The 22,423-nt window shown below is 66.9% G+C and carries 19 protein-coding genes, 1 tRNA gene and 1 pseudogene; 14 read left to right on the top strand and 7 right to left on the bottom strand.

The annotated features are described in order from the left end of the window. Nucleotides 1-94 precede the first annotated feature (94 nt). Nucleotides 95-1,655 (top strand): annotated as a pseudogene (locus tag OXS31_RS18055) (methyl-accepting chemotaxis protein). Here OXS31_RS18055 and OXS31_RS18050 read toward each other — a convergent pair. From OXS31_RS18050 to gabD, 3 genes are all read right to left on the bottom strand, one after another. Next, nucleotides 1,652-2,848, bottom strand: coding sequence for an HDOD domain-containing protein (locus OXS31_RS18050; protein ID WP_145250027.1), 1,197 nt, complete (start codon nt 2,846-2,848; stop codon nt 1,652-1,654). The pseudogene OXS31_RS18055 and the gene OXS31_RS18050 overlap by 4 nt on opposite strands. A 113-nt stretch (nt 2,849-2,961) precedes the next feature. After that, nucleotides 2,962-4,242, bottom strand: coding sequence for a 4-aminobutyrate--2-oxoglutarate transaminase (gene gabT / locus OXS31_RS18045; RefSeq protein WP_027600147.1), 1,281 nt, complete (start codon nt 4,240-4,242; stop codon nt 2,962-2,964). 224 nt (nt 4,243-4,466) lie between these two features. Then, complete coding sequence (gabD, locus tag OXS31_RS18040) at nt 4,467-5,915, bottom strand: NADP-dependent succinate-semialdehyde dehydrogenase (RefSeq protein WP_267401171.1); 1,449 nt, start codon at nt 5,913-5,915, stop codon at nt 4,467-4,469. Nucleotides 5,916-6,257: 342 nt separating this feature from the next. Here gabD and OXS31_RS18035 point away from each other — a divergent pair. The 4 genes from OXS31_RS18035 (at nt 6,258) to sugE (ending at nt 7,803) form a co-directional block, all read left to right on the top strand. After that, nucleotides 6,258-6,334 (top strand) — tRNA-Arg (locus OXS31_RS18035). A gap of 253 nt (nt 6,335-6,587) precedes the next feature. Beyond that, nucleotides 6,588-6,818, top strand: coding sequence for a hypothetical protein (locus OXS31_RS18030; protein ID WP_039975808.1), 231 nt, complete (start codon nt 6,588-6,590; stop codon nt 6,816-6,818). Nucleotides 6,819-6,921: 103 nt separating this feature from the next. Continuing rightward, nucleotides 6,922-7,308 (top strand): hypothetical protein, encoded by a 387-nt coding sequence (locus OXS31_RS18025; RefSeq protein ID WP_042137044.1) that lies wholly within the window; start codon nt 6,922-6,924, stop codon nt 7,306-7,308. A 177-nt stretch (nt 7,309-7,485) separates the two neighbouring features. Continuing rightward, nucleotides 7,486-7,803, top strand: coding sequence for a quaternary ammonium compound efflux SMR transporter SugE (sugE, locus tag OXS31_RS18020; RefSeq protein WP_007160753.1), 318 nt, complete (start codon nt 7,486-7,488; stop codon nt 7,801-7,803). Between the two features lie 186 nt (nt 7,804-7,989). Here sugE and OXS31_RS18015 read toward each other — a convergent pair whose 3' ends face one another. Then, nucleotides 7,990-8,460 (bottom strand): hypothetical protein, encoded by a 471-nt coding sequence (locus tag OXS31_RS18015; RefSeq protein WP_145250024.1) that lies wholly within the window; start codon nt 8,458-8,460, stop codon nt 7,990-7,992. 28 nt (nt 8,461-8,488) lie between these two features. Between OXS31_RS18015 and OXS31_RS18010 the strand changes: the two genes are divergently transcribed. Further along, complete coding sequence (locus tag OXS31_RS18010; RefSeq protein WP_267401154.1) at nt 8,489-9,649, top strand: PQQ-dependent sugar dehydrogenase; 1,161 nt, start codon at nt 8,489-8,491, stop codon at nt 9,647-9,649. 33 nt (nt 9,650-9,682) lie between these two features. Here the strand turns inward: OXS31_RS18010 and OXS31_RS18005 are convergent, their stop codons facing one another. Further along, entirely contained in the window at nt 9,683-11,020 is a 1,338-nt protein-coding gene (locus OXS31_RS18005; protein ID WP_267401151.1) for a DUF4214 domain-containing protein, read from the bottom strand. A 276-nt stretch (nt 11,021-11,296) separates the two neighbouring features. Here OXS31_RS18005 and OXS31_RS18000 point away from each other — a divergent pair, with 276 nt between their 5' ends. The 7 genes from OXS31_RS18000 (at nt 11,297) to OXS31_RS17970 (ending at nt 19,181) form a co-directional block, all read left to right on the top strand. Continuing rightward, nucleotides 11,297-12,370 (top strand): saccharopine dehydrogenase C-terminal domain-containing protein, encoded by a 1,074-nt coding sequence (locus OXS31_RS18000; protein WP_074583995.1) that lies wholly within the window; start codon nt 11,297-11,299, stop codon nt 12,368-12,370. Between the two features lie 67 nt (nt 12,371-12,437). After that, the gene (locus tag OXS31_RS17995) at nt 12,438-13,409 is read left to right on the top strand and encodes a Gfo/Idh/MocA family oxidoreductase (protein ID WP_074583996.1); all 972 of its coding nucleotides are present in this window, start codon (nt 12,438-12,440) and stop codon (nt 13,407-13,409) included. Nucleotides 13,410-13,486: 77 nt separating this feature from the next. Beyond that, entirely contained in the window at nt 13,487-15,127 is a 1,641-nt protein-coding gene (locus OXS31_RS17990) for a methyl-accepting chemotaxis protein (RefSeq protein ID WP_144956878.1), read from the top strand. A gap of 165 nt (nt 15,128-15,292) precedes the next feature. Continuing rightward, entirely contained in the window at nt 15,293-15,547 is a 255-nt protein-coding gene (locus OXS31_RS17985; protein ID WP_077171556.1) for a hypothetical protein, read from the top strand. A 381-nt stretch (nt 15,548-15,928) separates the two neighbouring features. Further along, nucleotides 15,929-16,822 carry an SDR family oxidoreductase gene (locus OXS31_RS17980; RefSeq protein ID WP_267401144.1) on the top strand — a complete coding sequence of 298 codons (894 nt, stop codon included), beginning with the start codon at nt 15,929-15,931 and terminating at the stop codon, nt 16,820-16,822. Nucleotides 16,823-16,827: 5 nt separating this feature from the next. Then, nucleotides 16,828-18,627: a glycoside hydrolase family 15 protein gene (locus OXS31_RS17975; RefSeq protein WP_145250010.1), complete on the top strand. Its 1,800-nt coding sequence runs from the start codon at nt 16,828-16,830 to the stop codon at nt 18,625-18,627. Next, a complete protein-coding gene (locus OXS31_RS17970) occupies nt 18,624-19,181 on the top strand; it encodes a DNA-3-methyladenine glycosylase (protein WP_027600888.1) in 558 nt (185 codons plus the stop codon). Before OXS31_RS17975 ends, OXS31_RS17970 begins: the two co-directional genes overlap by 4 nt. 142 nt (nt 19,182-19,323) lie before the next feature. On the opposite strand, the gene OXS31_RS17965 is transcribed toward OXS31_RS17970, so the two are convergent. Both OXS31_RS17965 and OXS31_RS17960 read right to left on the bottom strand, forming a co-directional pair. Next, on the bottom strand, nt 19,324-20,277 hold the full coding sequence (locus OXS31_RS17965) for a magnesium transporter CorA family protein (RefSeq protein WP_027600889.1): 954 nt from the start codon (nt 20,275-20,277) through the stop codon (nt 19,324-19,326). Nucleotides 20,278-20,286: 9 nt separating this feature from the next. After that, nucleotides 20,287-21,846, bottom strand: coding sequence for a RimK family protein (locus tag OXS31_RS17960; protein WP_267401136.1), 1,560 nt, complete (start codon nt 21,844-21,846; stop codon nt 20,287-20,289). A 174-nt stretch (nt 21,847-22,020) separates the two neighbouring features. On the opposite strand from OXS31_RS17960, the gene OXS31_RS17955 reads away from it, so the two are divergent. After that, a complete protein-coding gene (locus OXS31_RS17955; RefSeq protein WP_042137026.1) occupies nt 22,021-22,311 on the top strand; it encodes a DUF2845 domain-containing protein in 291 nt (96 codons plus the stop codon). The last annotated feature ends 112 nt before the right edge of the window (nt 22,312-22,423 follow it).

Genomic DNA, 22,423 nt, shown 5'->3' with positions numbered 1-22,423 from the left:
GCGGTTGCAACCTCCGGAAAGCCGGCTCCATGATCGACGAAGCTGACAGCCGTCACACTTCGTCCTCGATCGAGCAGAATAACAAGGAGGTCGCATGCCCAGGCGCTGGCCCGTCGCGTTGTCGCTTCACCTGGCCAGCCTCGTGGCGGCCTTGCTGCTCTGGCAGGGGCTGGCGCTATCCACCGTTGCTGGCATGGGGCTGGTCCTGATGGCCGCTCTCTGGCCCTGGTTGCTGCTGCGCAAGCCCGAGGCACCACCCGCTTCCACCCAGTCTTTCGATGAACTGACCGGCGATCTCTCGCGCAGCACGGCGCGCAACGCCGTGGCCATCGCCGGCGTGGCCTTTGCCGCCCAGCAGCTGGCGGCTCGGGTCCAGTCCCAGGCCAGCACGGCCGCGCAGATTTCCAGCAGTGCCTCAGCCCTCACCCAGACCGAGCACGACAGCGCCGCCAGCGCCCGCCAGCGCCCGCCAGGCCCTGGCGGTGGCGCAGCAGGTGCACCAGCGCAGCGAGGCCGGTCAGGACGCCCTGAGTACGGCGATCGCCGCCATCCGTGCCCTCAGCGAGCACGCCCGCCAGAGCCGCGAACTGATCGCCGGCCTGAGTGCCCGCACCGACAAGATCCAGCAGGTCACCGAGGTCATCCAGGGCATCGCCAGCCAGACCAACCTGCTGGCGCTCAATGCCGCCATCGAGGCCGCCCGGGCCGGCGAGCACGGGCGCGGTTTCGCCGTGGTCGCCGACGAGGTCCGGGGCCTGGCGGCGCGGACCTCCAGCGCGACCGGCGAGGTGGGGCTGATCGTCGCCGACATCAGCCAGCAGACCGACGCCGTGGTGGCGCAGATCCAGCAACTGGCCCAGGCGCTGGAAGACGGCGTGCGCCAGGTCGAACGTACCGGCGAAGGCCTGCAGGAGATCGCCGAGCTGGCGCAGACCGCCGAGCGCCAGGCCGCGGACATCGCCCAGGGCACCTCGGCCAATCTCGCCCAGCTGGAAAGCCTGGCCCAGGCGGTGGAGCAGGTGCACAGCGATCTGGCCGACAGCGAGCGCCAGACCAGCCGGCTCAGCAGCGCCGCCGACGAACTGGTGGACATGGCCGAAGCCAGCAGCGAACGTCTGGCCGAGGTCGGCCTGGACAGCTATCACCAGCGCATCTTCGAACTGGCGCGCCAGGGCGCGGATGCCATCGGCCGGCGCTTCGAGGAAGACCTGGCCGCCGGGCGCATCACCCAGGACGCCCTCTTCGACCGCCAGTACCAGCCGGTGCCCGGCAGTCAGCCGGCCAAGTACCGCACCCGTTTCGACAGCTATACCGATGGCGTGCTACCGGCGATCCAGGAGCCGCTGCTGGACCAGCATCCCGGCCTGGTCTTCGCCATCGCCTGTACCCCGGAAGGCTATGTGCCCACCCACAACCGCGCCTTCGCCCATGCGCCCACCGGCGACGTGGCGGTGGATACCGCGCGCAGTCGCAGCAAGCGCCTGTTCAGCGACCGCACCGGCAAGCGCTGCGGCAGCCATCAGCGCCGCCTGCTGTTGCAGACCTACATGAGAGACACCGGCGAGGTGATGCACGACCTTTCGGTGCCGATCCTGGTGAATGGCCGCCACTGGGGTGGACTGCGCCTGGGCTATCGCCCCGATACCGCGCGCTAGCCTAGCTTGAGCTGGGTGACGGCCAGCTGCCAGACCGCCGCCTCCAGCCCCAGCATGCGCCCGGCCTTGTGCTCCAGCAGGGCTTCGAGGGACTCGCCCGGGGCGGGATTCGCCGCCTGCGCCGCCAGGTGCAGGATCAGCGACGGCTTGGGTAACACGCCCTGCAGGCTGTGTACCGCGGCCACCAGTTCGCGCAACTCCAGCGGCAGTCGCCAGTGCCGCTGCAATTCCGCGGAGAATTCCAGGCTGTAGCTCAGCAGCGCGCGCTCCAGCGCGGCTTCGTCGATGGCCCCACCGCCGTCGCACCAGCGCTGCACGCCTTGCAGCACGGCCAGCTCACCCAGGCGGTGCAGCAGGCCGGCGGTATAGCAGCGTTCGGCGTCTTCGCGCACATAGCGCAGCGCCAGCAGCCGGGCGCAGTCAGCAGCGCGCTGAGCCAGGTGCAGATAGCCTTCGGCGCGTCCGGCCAACAGCGGCTCGGCCAGGCGGGTTGCCCGCCGCAGGCTCAGGCCCAGGACCAGATTGAGGGTGAAGCCGACGCCCAGCCGCGGCAGGGCCTGGCCGAGGGTCTGGCAGGACTGGCCGACGCGCTGGGAAGCGCTGTTGGCCGCGGCGATCAGGGTCGCCGTGACCAGCGGATCCTGGCCGAATTCCGTTTCCAGTTCGCCCAGGCTGCAGCTCTCGCTCTCGCGGCAGCGCTGGATGATGGCGGGCAGGTCAGCGAACAGCGGCACGGCGTCGATTTCGGCGGCCATGCGCTGCAGATGATCGTCCAGGGAGCCCAGGGCCGCGGCACTGGCTGCCTGAGAGGCGTCTCCGGCCGGCGGCAACAGACTGTGCAGGCGGCGCAACACCTCTTCCGCCGCATAGGGTTTGACCAGATAGGCCGTTGGTGCCAGGCGCAGGGCAGCGCGCACATAGGCGGCATCGGAATGGTCGGACAGCAGGATCACCGGCTGCAGCGGCTGGGCGCCGCGCTGGCGAATGCGCCGCAACAGGTCGAGGCCGTCGCAATCGGCCGGTCGCTCGACGATGATCAGGGCGCATCTCTTGCGCTGATCCAGTTCGGCGAGGGCCTGATAGCCATGGCCGTATTCATGCACCAGGGCATCGGCACGTACGGCCAGCACCAGCGACTTGAGCAGGTCACGGGTCCAGGGATTGGCGTCTACGATGAGTATCAGGGGCGGCATCCCAACCCACTCCTGCTTGAGGAAAGCGAAGCGGCGGATGATGCTGCAAAGCGAGGTTCGTGCCAAGCGTGTCACAAAAAAACCGCCCTCCAGGAGGGCGGTTTGGGCAGGACTCAGGCCAATTCGGCAAAACACTCGCCGATAATGGCCAAGCCGCGATCCAGCTCTTCGTCGCTGGCGGTCAGGGGCACCAGGATCCGCAGCACGTTGCCGTAGCTGCCGCAGCTGAGCAGGATCAGGCCCTTCTGACGCGCCCGGACCACGATCTGACTGGTCAGCTCGGCATCGGGCTGCTCGATGTCGCCGCCCTTGCCCAGCTCCATGGCGATCATGGCGCCCAGGCCACGGACGTCGCAGATCTGCGCGTGCTGGGCGGCCAGTTCACGCAGACCGGCGGTGAGGCGTTCGCCCACGGCCTTGGAGCGGTCCAGCAGGTTCTCTTCCTTGAAGGTCTCGATCACCGCCAGGGCCGCGGCGCAGGCGATGGGGCTGCCGGCGTAGGTGCCACCCAGGCCACCGGGGGTGACGGCATCCATCACCGTGGCGCGACCGGTCACGCCCGACAGCGGGAAGCCGCCGGCGATGGACTTGGCGAAGGTCACCAGGTCGGCGTCGACGCCCATCTGCTCCATGGCGAAGAAGGTGCCGGTCCGGCCGGCACCGGACTGGACTTCATCGGCGATCAGCAGGATGCCGTGGGTGTCGCACAGGGTGCGCAGGCGCTGCATGAATTCCTTGGGCGCGGCATAGAAGCCGCCCTCGCCCTGCACCGGCTCGAGGATGATGGCGGCGATGTCGCCGGGGGCGGCATCGTTCTTGAAGATGCGCTCGACGCTGGCGATGGCGTCATCGACGCTGATGCCATGCAGTTCGCAGGGGTAGAGCGCGCGATAGACGCCGCCGGGCATCAGGCCCATGCCGGCCGAATAGGGCGCGACCTTGCCGGTCAGCGACAGGGTCATCATGGTGCGGCCGTGGTAGGCGCTGGAGAAGGCGATGACGCCGGCGCGCTGGGTGGCGGCGCGGGCGATCTTGACCGCGTTCTCCACGGCTTCGGAGCCGGAGTTGAACAGCGCGGTCTTTTTCGGGAAGTTGCCCGGCACCAGTTCGTTGAGCTTTTCGCAGACCTCGACATAGGGCTCGTAGGCCAGCACCTGGAAGCAGGTGTGGGAGACCTTGGTCAGCTGCTCCTGCACGGCCGCCACCACGCGCGGATGCAGGTGGCCGGTGTTGAGCACGGCGATGCCGCCGGCGAAGTCCAGGAATTCGTTGCCCTCGACGTCCCAGACCTTGGCGTTCTCCGCGCGGGCGACGAAGATCGGGTGGGTCTGGCCGACGCCACGGGCGACGGCGGCGCTGCGGCGGTGCATCAGGGAATCATTGGTGTGGCTCATTGCAGTCCTCGATGGCCGCTCATCGTGGCGGCCGGCTACGGGAAAGGCGCGGACCGGATTCCGGGCAGCATACGATGATCGACTGCCAACGGCCCGGCGTCCGCGCCGGGGGAAAGCTTTGGTTCAGGCTGAGGGTCTGTCGGGCTTCGACGATAGAGCCGTCTCAACCCAACCTACGGGTGCTGGTAGGTTGGGTTGAGCGCAGCGAAGCCCAACGAGGGCGATCAGACGCCCAGGCAGAGGTACTTGATCTCCAGGTATTCCTCGATGCCGTACTTGGAGCCTTCGCGGCCCAGGCCCGAGGCCTTGACGCCGCCGAAGGGGGCGACCTCGTTGGAGATCAGGCCGGTGTTGATGCCGACCATGCCGTACTCCAGCGCCTCGGCCACGCGGAACACGCGGGACAGGTCGCGGGCATAGAAGTAGGAGGCCAGGCCGAATTCGGTGTCGTTGGCCAGCTCGATTACCTCGGCCTCGTCCTTGAAGCGGAACAGCGGCGCCAGCGGGCCGAAGGTCTCTTCCTTGGACACCTTGGCGCTCTTGGGCACATCGGCGAGGATGGTCGGCTCGAAGTAGCTGCCACCGTTGGCGTGGGCCTTGCCCCCGGCGATGACCTTGGCGCCCTTGCTCACGGCGTCGTCGATGTGCTCCTTGACCTTGGCCGCGGCCTTGGCGTCGATCAGCGGGCCGATGGTCACGCCCTCTTCCAGGCCGTTGCCGACCTTGAGCTTGGCCACGGCGGCCTTGAACTTCTCGGCGAAGGCGTCGTAGACGCCGTCCTGGATGTAGAGGCGGTTGACGCAGACGCAGGTCTGGCCGGCGTTGCGGTACTTGGAGGCGATGGCGCCTTCCACGGCCTTGTCCAGGTCGGCGTCGTCGAAGACGATGAAGGGCGCGTTGCCACCCAGCTCCAGCGACAGCTTCTTGATGGTGGGCGCGCTCTGCTCCATCAGCTTGGCACCGATCTCGGTGGAGCCGGTAAAGGAGATCTTGCGCACGATGGGGCTTTCGGTCAGCTCGGCGCCGATCTCGGCGGCGGAGCCGGTGACCACGCTCAGCACGCCCTTGGGAATGCCGGCGCGCTCGGCCAGCTCGACCAGGGCCAGGGCCGAATAGGGGGTCTGGCTGGCGGGCTTGATCACCATGGTGCAACCGGCGGCCAGGGCCGGACCGGCCTTGCGAGTGATCATCGCGGTGGGGAAGTTCCACGGCGTGATGGCGGCGGTGACGCCGATGGGCTGCTTGATCACCAGGATGCGCTTGTCAGCCTGGTGGCCGGGGATGGTGTCGCCATAGATGCGCTTGGCTTCTTCAGCGAACCACTCGATGAAGGAGGCGGCATAAGCGATCTCGCCCTTGGCCTCGGCCAGCGGCTTGCCCTGCTCCAAGGTCATCAGCCGGCCCAGGTCGTCCTGGTTCTCGATCATCAGCTCGTACCAGCGACGCAGCTTGGCCGAACGCTCCTTGGCGGTCAGCGCCCGCCAGGCCGGCAGGGCGCGGTTGGCGGCGTCGATGGCGCGCTTGGTCTCGGCGCGACCAAGCTTGGGAATGGTGCCCAGGGTCTCGCCGGTGGCCGGGTTGTCCACTTTGACGGTGGCACCGCTGTCGGCGTCGATCCAGGCGCCGTCGACATAGGCTTGCTGGCGAAACAGGGAAGCGTCTTTGAGCTGCATTACGGTCTCCTTGGCTGAAAGGGCCGGAAGCAAGGGCATGACACCCCTGCGCCTGCGATAGGGTCAGGCCTGGAAACGCTGGCATCGCCACCGTTCAGTGCCCGCTCGAGCAACGTCCGAACCGCCCTGGGCGTTCGAAATATTGAACGCATCCTAGGAGAATATTGAACCCCCGCGCAAGAGCGCCGGAGCGGTTTTCGCGCGGACTTCCTCCTTGTTTATGCAGCCCTTGCCAAGCCCCGCGAAACAGTCGTTCAAAATCAACAACATCGTGCATGCGGGCATGGACGGTCGGAGGCAAGGTGAGTATGATGGCGACCGATTCAGCGTCACCGAATCGCTGCACTCGTAGCTCAGCTGGATAGAGTACTGCCCTCCGAAGGCAGGGGTCGTGGGTTCGAATCCCGCCGAGTGCGCCATCTCCTGTTCACCGTCGCGTGAACCTCAGCAAAGCCCGCCATCGCGCGGGCTTTGTTGTTTATGGCTGTCGCTCAAGCCGTTCCGAGACGCTCAAAACGTTCTGTAAAAGGCGATCGCCAGATCACCGGCGTGAATTATCTGACCATTATCCCTGGCGCTAACGCGATTCTGCTCTAAGCTCTGACCTCTAGACCCGCTCCAACAGGCCGGCCGGATGCCGATACCCTGGTGATCACCCTGCAAGGACGCCTCATGAGATACCTCCTGACCAGCTCGGTCACCCTCTTTCTCGCCGCTCCGCTCCTGACCGAAGACACCGCCCTGGCCCAGGCCGGCCATGCCCTGCGTCCGGGGATAGAGGCAGCGGCGCACGCCCTCAACCTGTCGCTGCTGCAGAGCAGCGCGGTTGGCAGGGGGCCGGTGGCCGACGGCGCGCGGCTGCAGCTGGCGGCGCTGGAACGGCAGGCGCGGCTGGACGACTAGGGCTTCAAGGCGTTTGCCAAGGCCCGGCGCAGAGCCATTCTTGAACGAAGCGCCCGTCCCGGGCTCTCAAGGTCTCCACCATGGCCACCCCGAGGAGACCTGGATGAAATCCCTGATTCCCCTGTTGCTGCTGCCCCTCGCCCTGGGTGCCTGTACCCGGGAGCCGCTTCGGCACGACGATCTCGGCCTGCCCAGCTGCAATCTGCAGCAGCAGCGTGAATTGCCGGGCGAGCTGGGCGGCGCCATAACCGATCCGCGGCAGGCGCATGTATCCATGCGCGCCAATGTGCTGCTGGCGGATGTGAGCACGGCGCGCAAGGCGCAGCGGATCAGTCAGGAACAGGCGACCGCCTTCAGCGAGCGCATTGCCGCGGTGCGCAGCCAGACCGATGCCCTGGTCGGGCAGCAAGGCTTTCTCAGCGCGGCCGAACGCGCCAGCTTCGACCGGGAATTCGACGGGATCGCCATGCAGATCTGCCAGCCGCGCTAGCGGGTGATGGGTAGCGACTGCCAGGCCGGGTCGAACGGCGCGGCCATGAACGGCTAGGATAGTAGAGCCGATCAGGCGGTGGAGCAGCCTGCCGCCCTTCTCTCTTGGCCCCCGGGGACGACCCCGGCGATTGGTGGGCAGCGTTCCGGGACGGCCCGGTTTTACAGGAGGCCGTCGTTGGCTTGGTTCTATCTGGTGTGCGCGGGACTGCTCGAGGTGGTCTGGGCGTTCTATATGAAGCAGTCCGCGGGCTTCACCCGTCTCACGCCCACGCTGATCACCGGGGTCGCCATGGTGGCCAGCGTGGCGCTGCTGTCGATCTCAATGCGCAGCCTGCCGCTGGGCACCGCCTATACGATCTGGACCGGTATTGGCGCGGTCGGCGCCTTCATGGTGGGCATTCTGGTGCTGGGCGAGGCGGCGAGTCCGCTGCGCATCCTGGCCGCCGCGCTGATCGTCAGCGGGCTAGTGCTGATGAAGCTGACCTCGTCCTAGGTTCTGTACGAAAACTGCCTGCGCTCGGTGATGCTTTGTTGAAAACCGCCTGGCTGGCCAGCCCCGTCGGAATGCTCATTTACCGCTCGTAAACTCGCTCGCGAGCCCGGTCCGCCTCCTCCAGCGCTTTTCGCCTCGCCTGACCTTCGCTCGGCGACTTTTCGTACAGAACCTGAGCGCCCTCCCCTAGCGCGGGATCACCGAGCGCGCCAGCCAGATGAATAGCAGCCCGCCGAGCAGTCCACCCACGGCCATCGCCAGCAGCCCCTCCAGGGTGCGCGTCGCATAGATGAGCACCGGCATGGGCGCGAAGGCGTCGATCAGGCGGATGGCGGCGATCAGGCTGAGGCTGCTGGCCAGCGGCAGCAGGCAGGCGCGATAGGCACCGCCGTGACGACCGAGCCAGAGGGCCGCGGCAAAGGCTGGTAACCAAGCGGCGAGCACGATCGCGGCATAGACGGGTCCGAAGCCCAGCAGATCCGCCAGCGAGGTCCGCCAGCGCGTGGGCAGGTCGATCGGCTGGCCGAGCCCCTGGAGGGCGGCCAGGTTGTACTGGGTCTGCACCAGGCTGCCCCAGGCGGTGGCCAGCAGCAGGGCCGCGGCGAACGCCAGCAGGGTGCGCGGTTGCAACAGGGCGCGCCAGAGCGGTTGAGGCATGGTCGGAAGATCTTTTGGAGAGAGGCAGATGCTAGCGAAAGCGGGTACCCGGAGTAGACCTCAAGCGTTACCTAAAGCTTCCGGCCGCTGGGCCTGGCTGGCTTGGCTGGCCCTGCTGGCGGTTCCGCTGGCGCTGGCGACGCCGGCCTATCGGATCGAGACGGTGGCGACCGGACTGGACCGGCCCTGGTCGCTGGCCTTCCTGCCCGATGGCCGGGCGCTCCTGACCGAGGGCGCCGGGCGCTTGCGGCTGCTGGTCCCCGACGGCGCAGGTCGCCTCGGGCTGCAGGCGCAAGCCATCACCGGACTGCCGGACCTCTACACCGAAGGCCAGGCCGGACTGTTCGAGGTGCTGCCGGATCCGGACTTCGCGCGTAACCAGCTGATCTATCTCTCCTATGCGACAGGTACGCGCCAGGCCAATCACTTGAGGGTGGTACGCGCGCGGCTGGAGGGCGAACGCCTGCAGGACGTCCAGCCGTTGTTCACCAGTCAGCCGGCCAAGGCCTTCGGCCAGCACTTCGGGGCGCGGATGGCCTTGCTCGGCGACGGCACCTTGGCCATCGCCCTGGGTGATGGCAACGTGGAACGTACCGACGCCCAGCGACTGGATACCCATCTGGGCAAGATCGTGCGCATCACCCGCGACGGCCAGGTGCCGGCGGACAATCCCTTCATCAAGCGACCCGGCGCCCTGCCGGAGATCTACAGCCTGGGCCATCGCAATCCCCAGGGCCTGGTCTGGGTGGCCGAGCGCCAGGCGCTGTACGAGCACGAGCACGGCTCCAAGGGCGGCGACGAACTCAATCTGATCCGCAGCGGTGCCAACTATGGCTGGCCGCTGACCACCGGCGGCGTGGACTACACCGGCGCGCGCATCTCGCCCTTCCGTGAATTGCCGGGCATCACTCCACCACTGCTGGAGTGGACCCCCTCCATCGCCCCGGCCGGCATGACCTGGTACGACGGCCAGGGCTTTCCCGCCTGGCGCGGCAGTCTGTTCGTGGCGGCGCTGCGGGAAAAATCGGTGCGGCGAATACCGCTGTTGAACGGCCAGCTTGGTCAGCAGGAGCTCCTGTTCCAGGAGCTGGACCAGCGTCTGCGCGACGTGCGCAGCGGACCGGACGGCAATCTCTGGCTGTTCACCGATGGTGAGGACGGGCAGCTGTTGCGGGTGGTGCCGGGGTAGGAGGGGCCACTGCGAGAGACCCCAATGGCCTGATCAGGCCGCGACGAAGGTGTTGCTGGTACCCAGCAGGGTCAGTTCGTCGCTGGGGTTGTTGTAGGCGTCGTAGACGAAAGCCCCTGGCAGGTAGAGGCTGTACTGATGGCCCTCCTGCAATTCACTGGTCAGATGGATGTCCAGCAGATTGGTCAGCTGACGCACCGTGGCAGCCCCTTCGAAGCCGATCTTCTCACCCGTGGTGACATCGAGCAGAAAGGCTTTCTCCAGCAGCGCCGGGTCCACCTTCACCGGTATCGGATAGGTTTCCGAGTAGAGGTCCCGCGTGCCGCGATAGATCGAGTCGTCGAACAGCAGGCTGATGAAGTCATCCGCATAGGGATTGAAGTAGGACTGCTGATTGATACCGGTCAACCGTGGCGGCGTGAGATCGGCGGGCAGGACGGTAAGGTCCCGCGGCAGCGCTGTTACCGCGACGTTTCCGGCGGTATCCGTGGTCTCGACCAGGATCGAGCCTTGCGCATAGAAGCCAGGCTCCAGCTTGGGCGAAGGCCAGCGTCCTTCTCCCTGCTGCCAGGTCTGACCGCCGTCGCTGGAACTGCGCCACTGCTCGATGTCGCCATCGTCGAAGAAACGGAATTGCAGCAGGTTCTCGGTGGTGGGGCCACGCGTGCTGAGCAGATGAAGCTCCGCGCCTTGGGTGTCGATCCGCCACTGCGCCTGGTTCGCCAGGGTCTGGGCGTTACTCGCGCTATCGAGGTAACTGACCTGCAGCTGACCTGCCTGGTAGTAGCCCGCGTTGAGCTGCAGGGTATGGCTGCCGGCGCTCGCGGCGGTCCAGCTCTGCCCGCCATCCAGGCTGTAACTCCAGGCCGTCACCCCATCCGGCAAGGTCACGTCCACCTGGCCGTTGCGGGTGATGCCATCGGTGGCCGACACCCCGGTGTCCTCGTGCAGGGCGACGCCCGGCGTGAGCGGCTCCCATTGCGCGAGGCGCGTCTGGAACAGCTGCTGATCGGCGCTCTGGCCATCCGGGCGGCCGAGGTAGTCGATCATCTCGACGATGACCGCGGCGCGGGCATCCTGGTGGGTGCTGCCAAGCGTCTCCAGCCGGCCCAGCCAGAAGGCCTTGCCACCGGCATCGGCGCTGCGGCCAAGCAGATCGCCATAGCAGCCGTCGATGAAGGCGCTGGCGCTCTCGTCGGCGGGTTGCGCCTGCAGGCGCTCGGCACCATTGAGGAACAGGCGGACCAGTTGGGCGTTGCTCAAGCCCTCGTCCAGCTTGGCGACCCAGAAGCGAAAGCCTTCCGCATCCGGGGCACGGCCCAGCACGCCCCAGTAACAGGCGTTTACCCATGCTGCATTGTCCACGACCATGGTCTCTCCTCCTTGAAGCGGCCACCCGCTGTGGCCGATTCCCTGGCTTATAGAAGGCGGCGGTACGCGGCGCCGACCTGTATCCAGATTCCTGTGGCGTGCTCGACAGCCTTTCGCCTAGGGCGATAAGCAAAAAGCCAGATGAAACGAGCACCTCCATCGAATCGTCGAAACCCCCGACGATTCGTCAAATAAGAGACGACAGTTCGACGCTCTGACGCTCACATCTGACAGCGCCACTTTTTAAGCTGGAGCCTCAACCACGGAGGATCCGCCATGAAAGTCACCCTGCTCGGCGCCGGCCATATCGGCTACACCATTTCGCAATTGCTGCACGCCAGTGGCGACTATCAGGTGACGGTGGCGGATCGCGACGAGCGCGCCCTGGCGGCTATTGCGGCCCTGGGCGTCAAGACCCGGACCCTGGATACCGCCGACGCCAGCGCCCTGGCCGCGGCCCTGGACGACCAGGACGTGGTGCTCAATGCCCTGCCCTATCACCTGGCGATTTCCGTGGCCCAGGCGGCCAAGGCCACCAATACCCACTATTTCGACCTGACCGAAGACGTCAAGGCGACCAAGACCATCCGCCAGCTGGCCGAAGGCGCGAGCAATGCCTTCATGCCCCAGTGCGGTCTGGCGCCGGGCTTCATCGGCATCGCCGCCCACTCCCTGGCCAAGCGCTTCGACAGCGTGCGCGAGGTGAAGATGCGCGTCGGCGCCCTGCCGGAATTTCCCACCAACGCCCTCAAGTACAACCTGACCTGGAGTGTCGACGGCCTGGTCAACGAGTACTGCCACCCCTGCGAAGCCGTGCGCAACGGCGAGCTGCAACTGGTGCAGCCGCTGGAAGGCCTGGAGCACTTCTCCCTGGACGGCGTGGAATACGAGGCCTTCAACACCTCGGGCGGCCTGGGCACCCTCTGCGAGACCCTGCAGGGCCAGGTGGAAACCCTGGACTACAAGACCGTGCGCTATCCCGGTCATCGCGACCTTATGAAATTCCTGCTGGAAGACCTGCGCCTGGCCAGTGACCAGGAGCAGCTCAAGACCATCCTGCGCGGCGCCGTGCCCACCACCATGCAGGACGTGGTGCTGGTGTTCGTCACCGTCAGCGGGATGCGCGGCGGCAAGCTGGTGCAGGAGGTGTTCAGCCGCAAGATCTTCGCAGCCGAGCGCGACGGTCGCCTGACCAGCGCCATCCAGATCACCACCGCCGCCGGTATCTGCACCGCCCTGGATCTGTTCCGCGAAGGCAAGCTGCCGCAACGCGGCTTCATCGCCCAGGAGCAGGTGGACATGGAGGCCTTCCTGGCCAACCGTTTCGGCAAGGCCTACCAGCCGGTCTGATCGGCGAAGCTTAGCGGCAGACCAGGGGTCCCATAACGGAACAGTTGCCGTTAGAGGACCCCTCGTCATGCTCAGCGTCGCCATCGTCGGTTGCGAACAGATCCACGCCCAGGACTACCTGGAGACCAGCCTGGCCGATCCGCGGGTGCGGGTGGTGGCGGTGGCCAGCGAACGCGATCCCGCCCGCGCCCGGCGCCTCGCCGCCCCTCAGGATCTGCCGGTAGTGGACGACTTCACCCGGCTGCCCGAAGTGGACCTGGCCTTCGTCACCACCGCGATCGAGGATCACGAGGCGGCGGTGAGCGCCCTGCTCCCGCGCGCCCGACATCTCTTCGTGGAAAAGCCGCTGGCCGTCTCGGCAGCACGAGCCACCGCCCTGGCCGAACAGCTCGCCGGGCATTCCTGCTTCAGTGGCTTCTATCTGCGCACCGATCCGGCCCTGCAGCTGTTGCGCCAGCGGGCGCGGGACGGCGCCATCGGTGATCTAAGTCACCTGTCGCTTACCGCCGGCCACCCCGGGCTGCTGGAGGGCTGGCTCAGCGACTGGCCGGCGCACCTGGACGAGCGCCGCATGGGCTATGGCGCCTTTGGCGATCTGGCGGTGCATCTGCTGGATTTCAGCGCCTGGTTATGCGGTGAGGCCCTGACCGTCACGCACAGTCGGCTGGACCGCGATCCGCGCTGGCCACTGGATCATGGCGGCGAGGCCCTGCTCCAGGCCGGTGCTCTGCCGATTCATCTGCGTGCCAGCGCCACCCTGCGCGGTCCGCGCCTGGCCATTCGACTGGACGGCAGCGAGGGAACCCTGGAGCTCTCCGCGGGGCGGCTGGTGCTGCACGACGCCAAGGGCCATCGCCAGGTGCTGGTCGAAGGGGTGGACCCCGGCGTACCCCAGGGCGCCCAGGCGGTGTTCGATCAGTTGCTCGGCCAGCCGCGGCCGGAACTGGCCAGCCTGGCGGAGGCGCTGGCGGCCAATCGACTGCTTGATGATCTCTATGGGCGCGTTGAAGGCGGATTCGAACGCTCCGGGGCCACCTAAAGGTCGGACTGTTGGTGCCGATAGCGAGGGTATCCAGCGCAACTTGCTGATACCCACCTCGCAGAAAGGAAGGCTCCATGGTCTGGTTCAACAATCTGGCGCTGGCGAAGAAACTCGCCGTGGCCTTTGGTCTTTGCACGGCGATCACCCTGGGCATTGGCGCAGTGGGCATGAATGGACTCAACAGCCTCAATGCGCTGCTGAATAACCTGCTGGGCGACAATCTGCGCTCCATCGTTCTGCTCAACGATGCCAAGAGCAATGTCATCGGTCATAACCGCGACCTCTTCCGCCTGCTGTCCATGGCCTATGGCGAGGCACCCCAGAACGACCAGGAGGCCGTCATCGCCTCCATGAAGAGCAACCAGGCCGATGCCGAAAAGCCCTTCGCCGCTTACCGGGCCACCCCGCTGGAAGACGATGAAAAGCAGGCTGGCGATGCCTTCGAGCGTGACTGGAAGACCTATATCGCCGGTGTCGACAGCATCCTGGCGCGCTTGGCCGCCAAGGACGTGGCCGGTGCGGCCAAGCTGCTGAACGAGCAGGTGCAGCCCACCTATCGCAAGACCATGGCCTCCTTCAAGATCATGGTGGAATCCAACAAGCGCCAGAGCACTGAAGCCGGGGTCGAGGCAAAGACTACCTATGACAAGGCCTTCTGGACGCTCGCCGGCGGCCTGCTGCTGGCCACGCTCTGCGCCCTGGCGCTGGGCATCATCATCACCCGAATGATCGTCACGCCGATCCGCCAGGCGGTGACCAGCGCCGAGCGCGTCGCCCAGGGCGACCTGACCCAGGCGATCCAGAGTTCGCGCCGTGACGAGGCCGGGCAACTGCTGCAAGCGCTGGGTGGCATGCAGCGCAGCCTGAAAGACACCGTGCAACAGATGGCCGGTGCCTCCAGCCAGCTCGCCGCGGCCGCTGAGGAACTGCACGCCGTGACCGAGGAGACTTCCCGGGGTCAGGTCCGCCAGCACGATGAACTGCAGCAGGCTGCCACCGCCGTCAACCAGATGACCGCGGCCGTGGAAGAGGTGGCGCGCAATGCCACCTCCACCTCCACCGCCTCCCAGGACACCAGCCGCGAAGCCCAGCAGGGTCGCGAGCAGGTGCAGCAGGCGGCCCAGGCCATGGCGGTGATGACCGGCGAGATCACCGATTCCACCCAGAAGGTGCAGACGCTGGAAGGCCAGGTGCGCGAGATCGGCAAGCTGCTGGAGGTGATCCGCGGGATCGCCGAGCAGACCAACCTGCTGGCGCTCAATGCCGCCATCGAGGCCGCCCGGGCCGGCGAACAGGGCCGCGGCTTCGCGGTGGTGGCGGATGAGGTCCGCGCCCTGGCCCATCGCACCCAGGGTTCCACCGGCGAGATCGAACGCATGATGAGCGCCGTGCGCAGCAGCGCCGAGGAAGCGGTGAGTGCCATGCACAAGAGCCAGTCCCTGGCCGACAGCACCCAGGCGCGCGCCAACCAGGCGGGTGAAGCCCTGGACCGCATCGCCGCCGGGGTCGCCCAGATCGAGGAACGCAACCTGGTGATCGCCAGCGCCGCCGAGGAGCAGGCCCAGGTTGCCCGCGAAGTGGACCGCAATCTGGTCAATATCCAGGACCTCTCCACCCAGACCGCCACCGGTGCCCAGCAGACGGCCGCCTCCAGCCAGGAGCTGTCGCGACTGGCCACCTCGTTCCAGGGCCTGGTGGCGCAATTTCGTTATTGATCGGCCGTTCAGGAAACTTCCGACCAGCGGTCAGCGTGCCCTCGCCCCTGCGAGGGGCAGGCTTTCGGCATGGCCATGGACCGGCTGACCCGGCGCGCCCATGTTCGCAATTGAACATTGCGCGCCCGCGCGGCTCTGAGCTGAAACACCTGAATGGATGCTCCCATGCGTTTTACCTACGATGCCCGTCGCAGCTATCGCCTGATCGGCCTGGACGATGGCCGTCTGGCAGGCCAGTTGCTGTGCGGGCAGCTGTACATCATGGTCGGAGGGGATGGTAAGCAACCAGAGTCCTATGCCCAGCTGGAAGACGATCAGCTGCGCACCGCCGAAGGCCGGCTGATCGGCTGTCGCGAGGCGGATATCCTCACCCTGCAACGGACCGGTGTCGCCCTGCGACTGGAGCCGCTCGACGCCTGAGCGAGACGCCTAGCGCGGCCCCCTTTGCTCCGGGCCTCCGCCGGGCCCGCCGTGGCCACCATGACCACCCCCTCCAGGCGGTGGCATGAACAACCAGCATCCGGACAGGGACAACAGGGCCGCCAGCACGGCCACCTTGACGCCTTTCATCACCACCTTTACCTCCACTCCAGAAGAGCCCTTCCCTTCTCGTCGTCACTGGACGCCCGGGCGGGCCGGAAAAGGCGTAGTCGTGGGTAAAAACGGGGTAAGAAAGCTGTCCAGCTCGATACAACCCCTATGAATCGGCGGGAACCTCTCCTGCGCGTTGCGGCTCCATTTCCTTGAACGTCATCGAAAAGATGCCAAACGGGCGCCTTTTGGCCCCCTTCAGGAGATGTCATGTCCAGCGACAACCAATACGCCATGCAGAACCCCCTCACCCAGTATCCCCAGCCGGAATTTCCCAAGCAGCCCCAGGAGGCTCCGGGTCTGGCCCAGGTCATGGAGCCGCGCCCCGATCATGGCGAGACCAGTTACAAGGGTTTCGGTCGACTGGCCGGGCGCAAGGCACTGATCACCGGTGCGGATTCGGGGATCGGTCGGGCTACGGCCATCGCCTATGCCCGGGAGGGTGCCGATCTGGTGCTGAACTACCTGCCCGAGGAAGAGGCCGACGCCCAGGAAGTGGTCAAGCTGGTGGAAGCCGAAGGTCGCAAGGCCGTTTGCGTTCCCGGTGACCTGAAGGACGAAGCCTTCTGCACCCAACTGGCCAGCAAGGCCAAGGAGGCCCTGGGCGGTCTGGACATCCTGGTCAACGTGGCCGGCAAGCAGACCGCGGTGCAGGACATCGCCGAGCTGACCACCGAGCAGTTCGACGCCACCTACAAGACCAACGTCTACGCCCTGTTCTGGCTGTGCAAGGCCGCCCTGCCGCATCTGCCGGCCGGCGCAGCCATCATCAACACCACCTCGATCCAGGCCACCCAGCCTTCCGAATTCCTGCTCGACTACGCCTCGACCAAGGCGGCCATCACCAACTTCACCAAGGCCCTCGCCAAGCAGGTCGCCAGCAAGGGCATCCGCGTCAACGCCGTGGCCCCCGGTCCCTTCTGGACCCCGCTGCAGCCCAGCGGCGGCCAGCCCCAGGAAAAAATCCCCACCTTTGGTGGCGAGACGGTGTTCAAGCGTCCCGGCCAACCGGCGGAACTGGCACCCATCTATGTGCTGCTGGCTTCCCAGGAATCGAGCTATGTGACCGGTGAGGTCTATGGCGCCACCGGAGGCATGGGCTGACGGCCGTGGCGGCCTTCGACCCCGCCCGCCAGGACGGCTACGCGCCCCTGGCGGGCTATGCCGCCCTCTCCGACGGCCGTTCGGTCGCCCTGGTGGCGCCGGACGGCTCGCTGGATTGGTGGTGCGTACCCAACATGGATTCCGCCCCGCTGTTCGACCGCCTGCTGGACGCCCCGGCCGGCGGTTTCTTTTCGATCGCCCCGGTGGCCGACTACCGCGTCGAGCGGGCCTACCGGGAAGACAGCAATGTGCTGGAAACCTGTTTCCACACTGTGGATGGCAGCGTGCGCCTGACCGAATCGCTCAACAGCGGCTCGGCCGGTCGCCTGCCCTGGTGCGAACTGGGGCGCCGGGTGGAAGGCCTGTCCGGACGGGTCGAGCTGCGCATCGAACTGGTGCCCGGCACCCAGGGCCAGACCGTCTCGCCCTGGATGCGCAGCACGCCCAATGGCGAGGTCATGCACGTGGACGGGGTCATGGCCACCCTGAGGTATTGCGAGCGGCTGGAGATCCTCCAGTGCGACGACCGCCGACTGGTGGCACGCCTGGTGCTGGAAGCCGGGCAACGCAGCGTCCTGGCGCTGACCGCGACCGAGAACGAACCGCTGGTGGTGCCCTCGCTGGACGAGGTGGACCAGCGCATCGACCGCAGCGACCAGGCCTGGCGCGAGTGGGCCCAAGGTTTTGCCTATCGCGGCGAATTCCTCAGCGAGGTGAAGCGTTCGGCGCTGGCCCTCAAGCTCTTGCTCTACTCCCCCACCGGCGCCATCGTCGCCGCGGCCACCACCTCGCTGCCGGAACGCATCGGCGGCGACAAGAACTACGAATACCGCTATGCCTGGGTGCGCGATGCGGTCTTTACCATCAAGGCCTTCCTGCGCCTGGGTGCCCTCGGCGAGGCCCAGGCGGCCCTGGCCTGGATCCAGAACGTCATCCGCCGCCACGGCAATCGCCTGCACACCTGCTTTACCCTGCAGGGTGAGCTGGCACCGGCAGAGCGCACCATTCCCGTGCCGGGCTATCGCGACTCCCAGCCGGTCCGCGTCGGCAACCGGGCCAGCGCCCAGTGCCAGCTGAGTCTCTATGGCGACTTGCTGGAGACCTTTCGCCTCTATGCCAGCAAGGGCCATGTGCTGGATTTCGCCACTTCCAGCCTGCTCACCGACCTGGCCAATCTCTGCGCCGATGGCTGGCGCCAGCCGGATGCCGGCATGTGGGAGCTGCCCGAAGAGCGCCACTACACCCTGTCGAAGCTGGGCTGCTGGTTCGCCCTGGATCGCGCCGTGACCCTGGCCCGCGAAGGGCACATCCCCGACGCCATGTGTGGCCGCTGGGAGCGCGAGCGCGATCGCATCCGCGACTGGGTCAACGAACACTGCTGGAGCGAGCGCAAGCAGGCCTATACCTTCTATGCCGGCACCGAACGCCTGGACGCCGGGCTGCTGCTCGGTATCCGCTTCGGCTTCGACGGGGGTGAGCGGTCGGTGAGTACCCTGGCGGCCATTCGCCGCGAGTTGGCCCGCGGTCCGCTGGTTTATCGCTACAGCGGCGCCGAACGGGAGGAAGGGGCCTTTCTTGCCTGCTCCTACTGGATGGTCGAGGCGCATGCCGTGCTGGGCGAGGTGGATCAGGCGCGCGAACTGATGCGCGAGGTGCTGGCCGCCAGTCTCAATGGCGTCGGCCTGATGACCGAGATGCGCGATCCCCATGACGGCGCAGCCCTGGGCAACTTTCCCCAGGGCTTGAGTCACCTGGCCATGGTGCATGCGGCGCTGATTCTGGAAGAACCGGAGCCTGAGGCGTGAGCGATCTGGATTTCAGCCGTCCGGTGGACGAGGTCGCCCGGCAACTGGTCGGCGCCACGCTCAGGGTCGCGGGCGTCGGCGGCCTCATCGTCGAGACCGAGGCCTATGACGGCGAAGACCCGGCCTCCCACAGCTTTTCCGGCCCGACTCCGCGCAACCGCGCCATGTTCGGCCCGCCCGGCCATGCCTATGTCTATCGCTCCTACGGCATCCACTGGTGCTTCAACCTGGTCTGCCGCGAAGCCGGGCATGGCGCCGGCGTGCTGATCCGCGCGCTGGAGCCCCTGTGGGGGCTGGAGGTGATGCGCGAACGCCGGGGCGGGCTGGCCGATCGCCTGCTCTGTGCCGGTCCCGGCCGGCTGTGCCAGGCCCTCGCCATCGACGGCAGTCACGATGGCCTGCCGCTGACCGAGCCGCCCTTCCTGCTGGAGCCGGCGGCTGCCGAGGTGGCGGTGCTCGCGGGCCCGCGTATCGGCATCAGTCGCGCACGCGAGGTGCCCTGGCGCTTCGGTCTGGCCGGTTCGCGCTATCTGAGTCGTGGCTTTCCTGGCTGAGCACCGCCGCGCGGTGCTGGCGCCGGCCGCGACGCAGATCGACGATCAGGGTCAGGAGGCCGAAGGCCAGAATCGCCAGGACGATGCCCAGGCCGAGTAGCTGCTTTACCATATTGTCCTCTGATGCTGTCGATGAAGCGCGCTAGGCCGCGCGCGCGGCGGATTCGGCCCGACGCCGCAACGAGCGGCGCAGGATCCAGGTCAGGGCGAGACTCAGGGCCGCCATGGCCGCCAGCAGCAGCGAATAGGACAGCCACCAGGGATGGCCGGCGGTCATCATGCTGAATTCGGACATGCCGCCGATGCCGGCGATGAGGTTGAGCGGCAGGAACACCACGTTGATCAGCGTGAGGTTGCGCAGGGTCAGGTTCATGCTGTTGTTGGCCAGGTTGCCGCGGGCATCCATGAGGCGGGCGAACACCGTGGCGTAAAGGTCGGCCTGGCGGCGGCACTGGTCGTTCTCGATGATGAGGTCTTCCAGGCGCGCCCGCAGCGCCTCGCCCAGTTCGCGCCTTTCGGCGACCTGCCGCAGTCGGTCGAGCACCGCGCCGTTGCCCTGCAGGGCGTTGATGTAATGGATCAGGCTCTCGCTGAGATTGAACATCTGCAGCAGATGCTCGTTGCCCAGGGAGCTGTCGAAGCGCTGCTGCAATTCGCGGCCGACCAGCCTGATGACCTTGAGATGCCCCTGGTAATGATGGACGCTGCGAAACAGCAACTCCACCAGCACATCCAGCGGATCGTGCAGCGGCTGCACCGGCCCCTCGCCGGCCAGCAGCGACGGGCCGGCGGAGATGACCACCAGCCGCTCGGGATGCCAGAGCAAGCCGAAGGAAGACACCTCGAAGGCGAAGCGCGCCCCGCCGGCATAGCGTTCCGGACGCTTCCAGATCAGGAAGAGTTCGTCGCCCTGCACTTCCAGGCGCGAGACCTCGTCCGGGTCGAGCGCCGAGGCCAGGCGGTGGCTGTCCAGGGGAAAGGCCTGTTGCAGCCAGGCGCGCTCCCGGGCATCCGGATCGCTGCACAGCAGCACCGGCGCCGAGCGGTCGCCCGCCGGCAGCAGGCCACCCTCCCGCAGGGTGAAGGCTTCGATCATGGCGTGCTCCTACCAGCCCTGGCGCCGCTGCTCCAGGCGCCGGACGAAATCCTCCAGCACCCGTCGATAGAGGCTCTCGCCCAGCAGGCCGTCTTCGATACCGGCGTCCAGATTGGGGTTGTCGTTGACCTCGATGACCACCAGCCGATCCCGATCCTGCTTGAGATCGACGCCATAGAGGCCATCGCCGATCAGGGCGGCGGCCTGCACCGCCAGCTCCACCACCGCGGGAGGCACCGCGGCGATGGCCACCGCCTCGCAGCGCCCTCCGGTACTGCCGGATTCCGCCTTGTGGTTGTAGATCTGCCAGTGACCGGCGGACATGAAGTAGCGACAGGCATAGAGCGGCTCACCGGCGAGCACGCCGATGCGCCAGTCGAATTCGGTGTAGAGGTACTCCTGGGCCAGCAGCAGCACCGAGCGCTCGAACAGCTCCGCCGCGGCCTGGCGCAATTCGGCGGCGTCGGCCACCTTGAGCACGCCGCGGGAAAAGCAGCCGTCGGGAATCTTCAGCACCAGCGGATAGCCCAGGCGCCGCCCCACCTCTTCCAGGTCCTGGGGTCGTTCGCGATAGAGGATTTCGGTACGCGGCATGCCCAGGCCGTGCTGGGCCAGCAAGTCGCTGAGAAACACCTTGTTGGTGCAGCGCAGGATGGAGGCGGGATCGTCCAGCACCACCAGGCCTTCGCTCTCGGCCTTGCGGGCGAAGCGATAGGTGTGGTCGTCGACCCGGGTGGTGGCGCGGATGAACAGGGCGTCGTATTCCGCCAGCCGGCCGTAGTCCTTGCGCTCGATCAGCTCCACGGCCACCCCCAGATCACGCCCGGCGGCGACGAAACCGGCCAGGGCCGCGGCATTGGAGGGCGGCAAGGACTCCTCCGGGTCATGCAGGATGGCCAGGTCGTAGCGCGCCTGGCGCCGCGAGGCCGGTTGCCGCCAGATGCGTCGGTTGAACGCATCCAGGGCATCGGCGAAGGCGTATTGCTGGGCGTCCTGCAGGCGGTGCAGGGCGCCGCTCTTGATCCCGGCGATGTGCCAGTGGCGACTGTGGCGCAACTCCACCTGCAGGATCGGGCACGGGAAGGCGTCGAACAGCTGCCTGGCCAGCGCCTGCAGCGGCGCGAACTCGGTGCGGCCAAAATAGAGGTTGAGGGTGAAGCCCTCGGTGGCGCCCAGTGGGTGCTCGGCCAGGGCCTGGTCCACCAGGGCGTCGAGGTCTTCCAGCAGCAGGCCGTAGAGCGCCTTGCGATTGAGTTCGCTTAGGGTCCGCACCGAGGGGATGACGCGATGACCGCGCGCCTCCGCCAGCAGCGAGCAATAGTAGCCATGGCCCAGATAGCGGTAGTTGCGACAGAGGTTGAGCACCTGGATGCGGCCACCGCCCGCGGTGAGACGGCGGTCTTCCAGGTACTCCTGGGCCGTGACGATGCTTTCGCTGGGCAGGTAGTCCGACCAGTCTTCCTTGCGCTCGACGATGATCAGCAGGGTGCTGCTGGCCGGCAGGTGCAGCACGGGTTCGGGACGGGGAACGGGGGTGGCGACGGGCAGGCGGGCTTGAATCGCGACCATGATGCGGACCGGGCTCTGGCGGAAGGGGTGTCCAGCAATACGCCTTCCGCCGGCGGCTGTCCCGCGCCGTTACGCAGGCTTTATGCCCTGGCGGCGGAGTTGACCGAGACTTTGCGCCGGGCACGTCGTTCGGCGGTTGGCTAAGCTTGGCGAACGTCCTGCCCTGGAGTCCTCATGAAGCCCCGTCAGCTGCTGCCGATCGTCCTGCTGTGTCCCCTCCTCGCCCAGGCCAGCCTGCGCTGTGGCCAGAGTCTCGTCGAGGAAGGCGACAGCGTCGAACAGGTCCTCGCCGCCTGTGGCGCTCCTGCCGAGCGCAAGATCAATCCGCCGGCACTGCGCAACAACAACGTGCCCAAATTCAATGCCGCCGAGACCCAGTTCTGGACCTATGCCCCGGAGAACGGCGCCTCGCGTCACCTCAAGTTCATCGACGGCAAGCTGGTGGAGATCAGGGTGGAGCGTTAGTGGGCGGGAGCTTCCCTCACCCCAACCCTCTCCCAGAGGGAGAGGGGGAAAAGCAGCAGCCCCGGCGTAGGGGCGGAGCGGCTTCTGCGTAGGTTGGGTTGAGCGCAGCGAA

The organism is Pseudomonas sp. GM_Psu_1, from assembly GCF_026544185.1.
GTDB lineage: Bacteria > Pseudomonadota > Gammaproteobacteria > Pseudomonadales > Pseudomonadaceae > Chryseomonas > Chryseomonas oryzihabitans.
The sequence above is the reverse complement of the archived record's forward strand: the minus strand, read 5'-3'. Positions and strand labels throughout refer to the sequence as shown.

What these genes read in the sequence shown, in the direction of transcription:
- OXS31_RS18030 (WP_039975808.1), top strand. Translation starts at nt 6,588, where the DNA reads ATGAGATACCTCCTGACCAGCTCGGTCACCCTCTTTCTCGCCGCTCCG.
- OXS31_RS17980 (WP_267401144.1), top strand. Translation starts at nt 15,929, where the DNA reads ATGTCCAGCGACAACCAATACGCCATGCAGAACCCCCTCACCCAGTAT.
- OXS31_RS17960 (WP_267401136.1), bottom strand. Translation starts at nt 21,846, where the DNA reads ATGGTCGCGATTCAAGCCCGCCTGCCCGTCGCCACCCCCGTTCCCCGT.
- OXS31_RS17995 (WP_074583996.1), top strand. Translation starts at nt 12,438, where the DNA reads ATGCTCAGCGTCGCCATCGTCGGTTGCGAACAGATCCACGCCCAGGAC.
- OXS31_RS18015 (WP_145250024.1), bottom strand. Translation starts at nt 8,460, where the DNA reads ATGCCTCAACCGCTCTGGCGCGCCCTGTTGCAACCGCGCACCCTGCTG.
- gabD (WP_267401171.1), bottom strand. Translation starts at nt 5,915, where the DNA reads ATGCAGCTCAAAGACGCTTCCCTGTTTCGCCAGCAAGCCTATGTCGAC.
- OXS31_RS18005 (WP_267401151.1), bottom strand. Translation starts at nt 11,020, where the DNA reads ATGGTCGTGGACAATGCAGCATGGGTAAACGCCTGTTACTGGGGCGTG.
- OXS31_RS17985 (WP_077171556.1), top strand. Translation starts at nt 15,293, where the DNA reads ATGCGTTTTACCTACGATGCCCGTCGCAGCTATCGCCTGATCGGCCTG.
- OXS31_RS17990 (WP_144956878.1), top strand. Translation starts at nt 13,487, where the DNA reads ATGGTCTGGTTCAACAATCTGGCGCTGGCGAAGAAACTCGCCGTGGCC.
- OXS31_RS18000 (WP_074583995.1), top strand. Translation starts at nt 11,297, where the DNA reads ATGAAAGTCACCCTGCTCGGCGCCGGCCATATCGGCTACACCATTTCG.
- OXS31_RS17965 (WP_027600889.1), bottom strand. Translation starts at nt 20,277, where the DNA reads ATGATCGAAGCCTTCACCCTGCGGGAGGGTGGCCTGCTGCCGGCGGGC.
- OXS31_RS18010 (WP_267401154.1), top strand. Translation starts at nt 8,489, where the DNA reads ATGCTAGCGAAAGCGGGTACCCGGAGTAGACCTCAAGCGTTACCTAAA.
- gabT (WP_027600147.1), bottom strand. Translation starts at nt 4,242, where the DNA reads ATGAGCCACACCAATGATTCCCTGATGCACCGCCGCAGCGCCGCCGTC.
- OXS31_RS18050 (WP_145250027.1), bottom strand. Translation starts at nt 2,848, where the DNA reads ATGCCGCCCCTGATACTCATCGTAGACGCCAATCCCTGGACCCGTGAC.
- OXS31_RS17955 (WP_042137026.1), top strand. Translation starts at nt 22,021, where the DNA reads ATGAAGCCCCGTCAGCTGCTGCCGATCGTCCTGCTGTGTCCCCTCCTC.
- OXS31_RS18025 (WP_042137044.1), top strand. Translation starts at nt 6,922, where the DNA reads ATGAAATCCCTGATTCCCCTGTTGCTGCTGCCCCTCGCCCTGGGTGCC.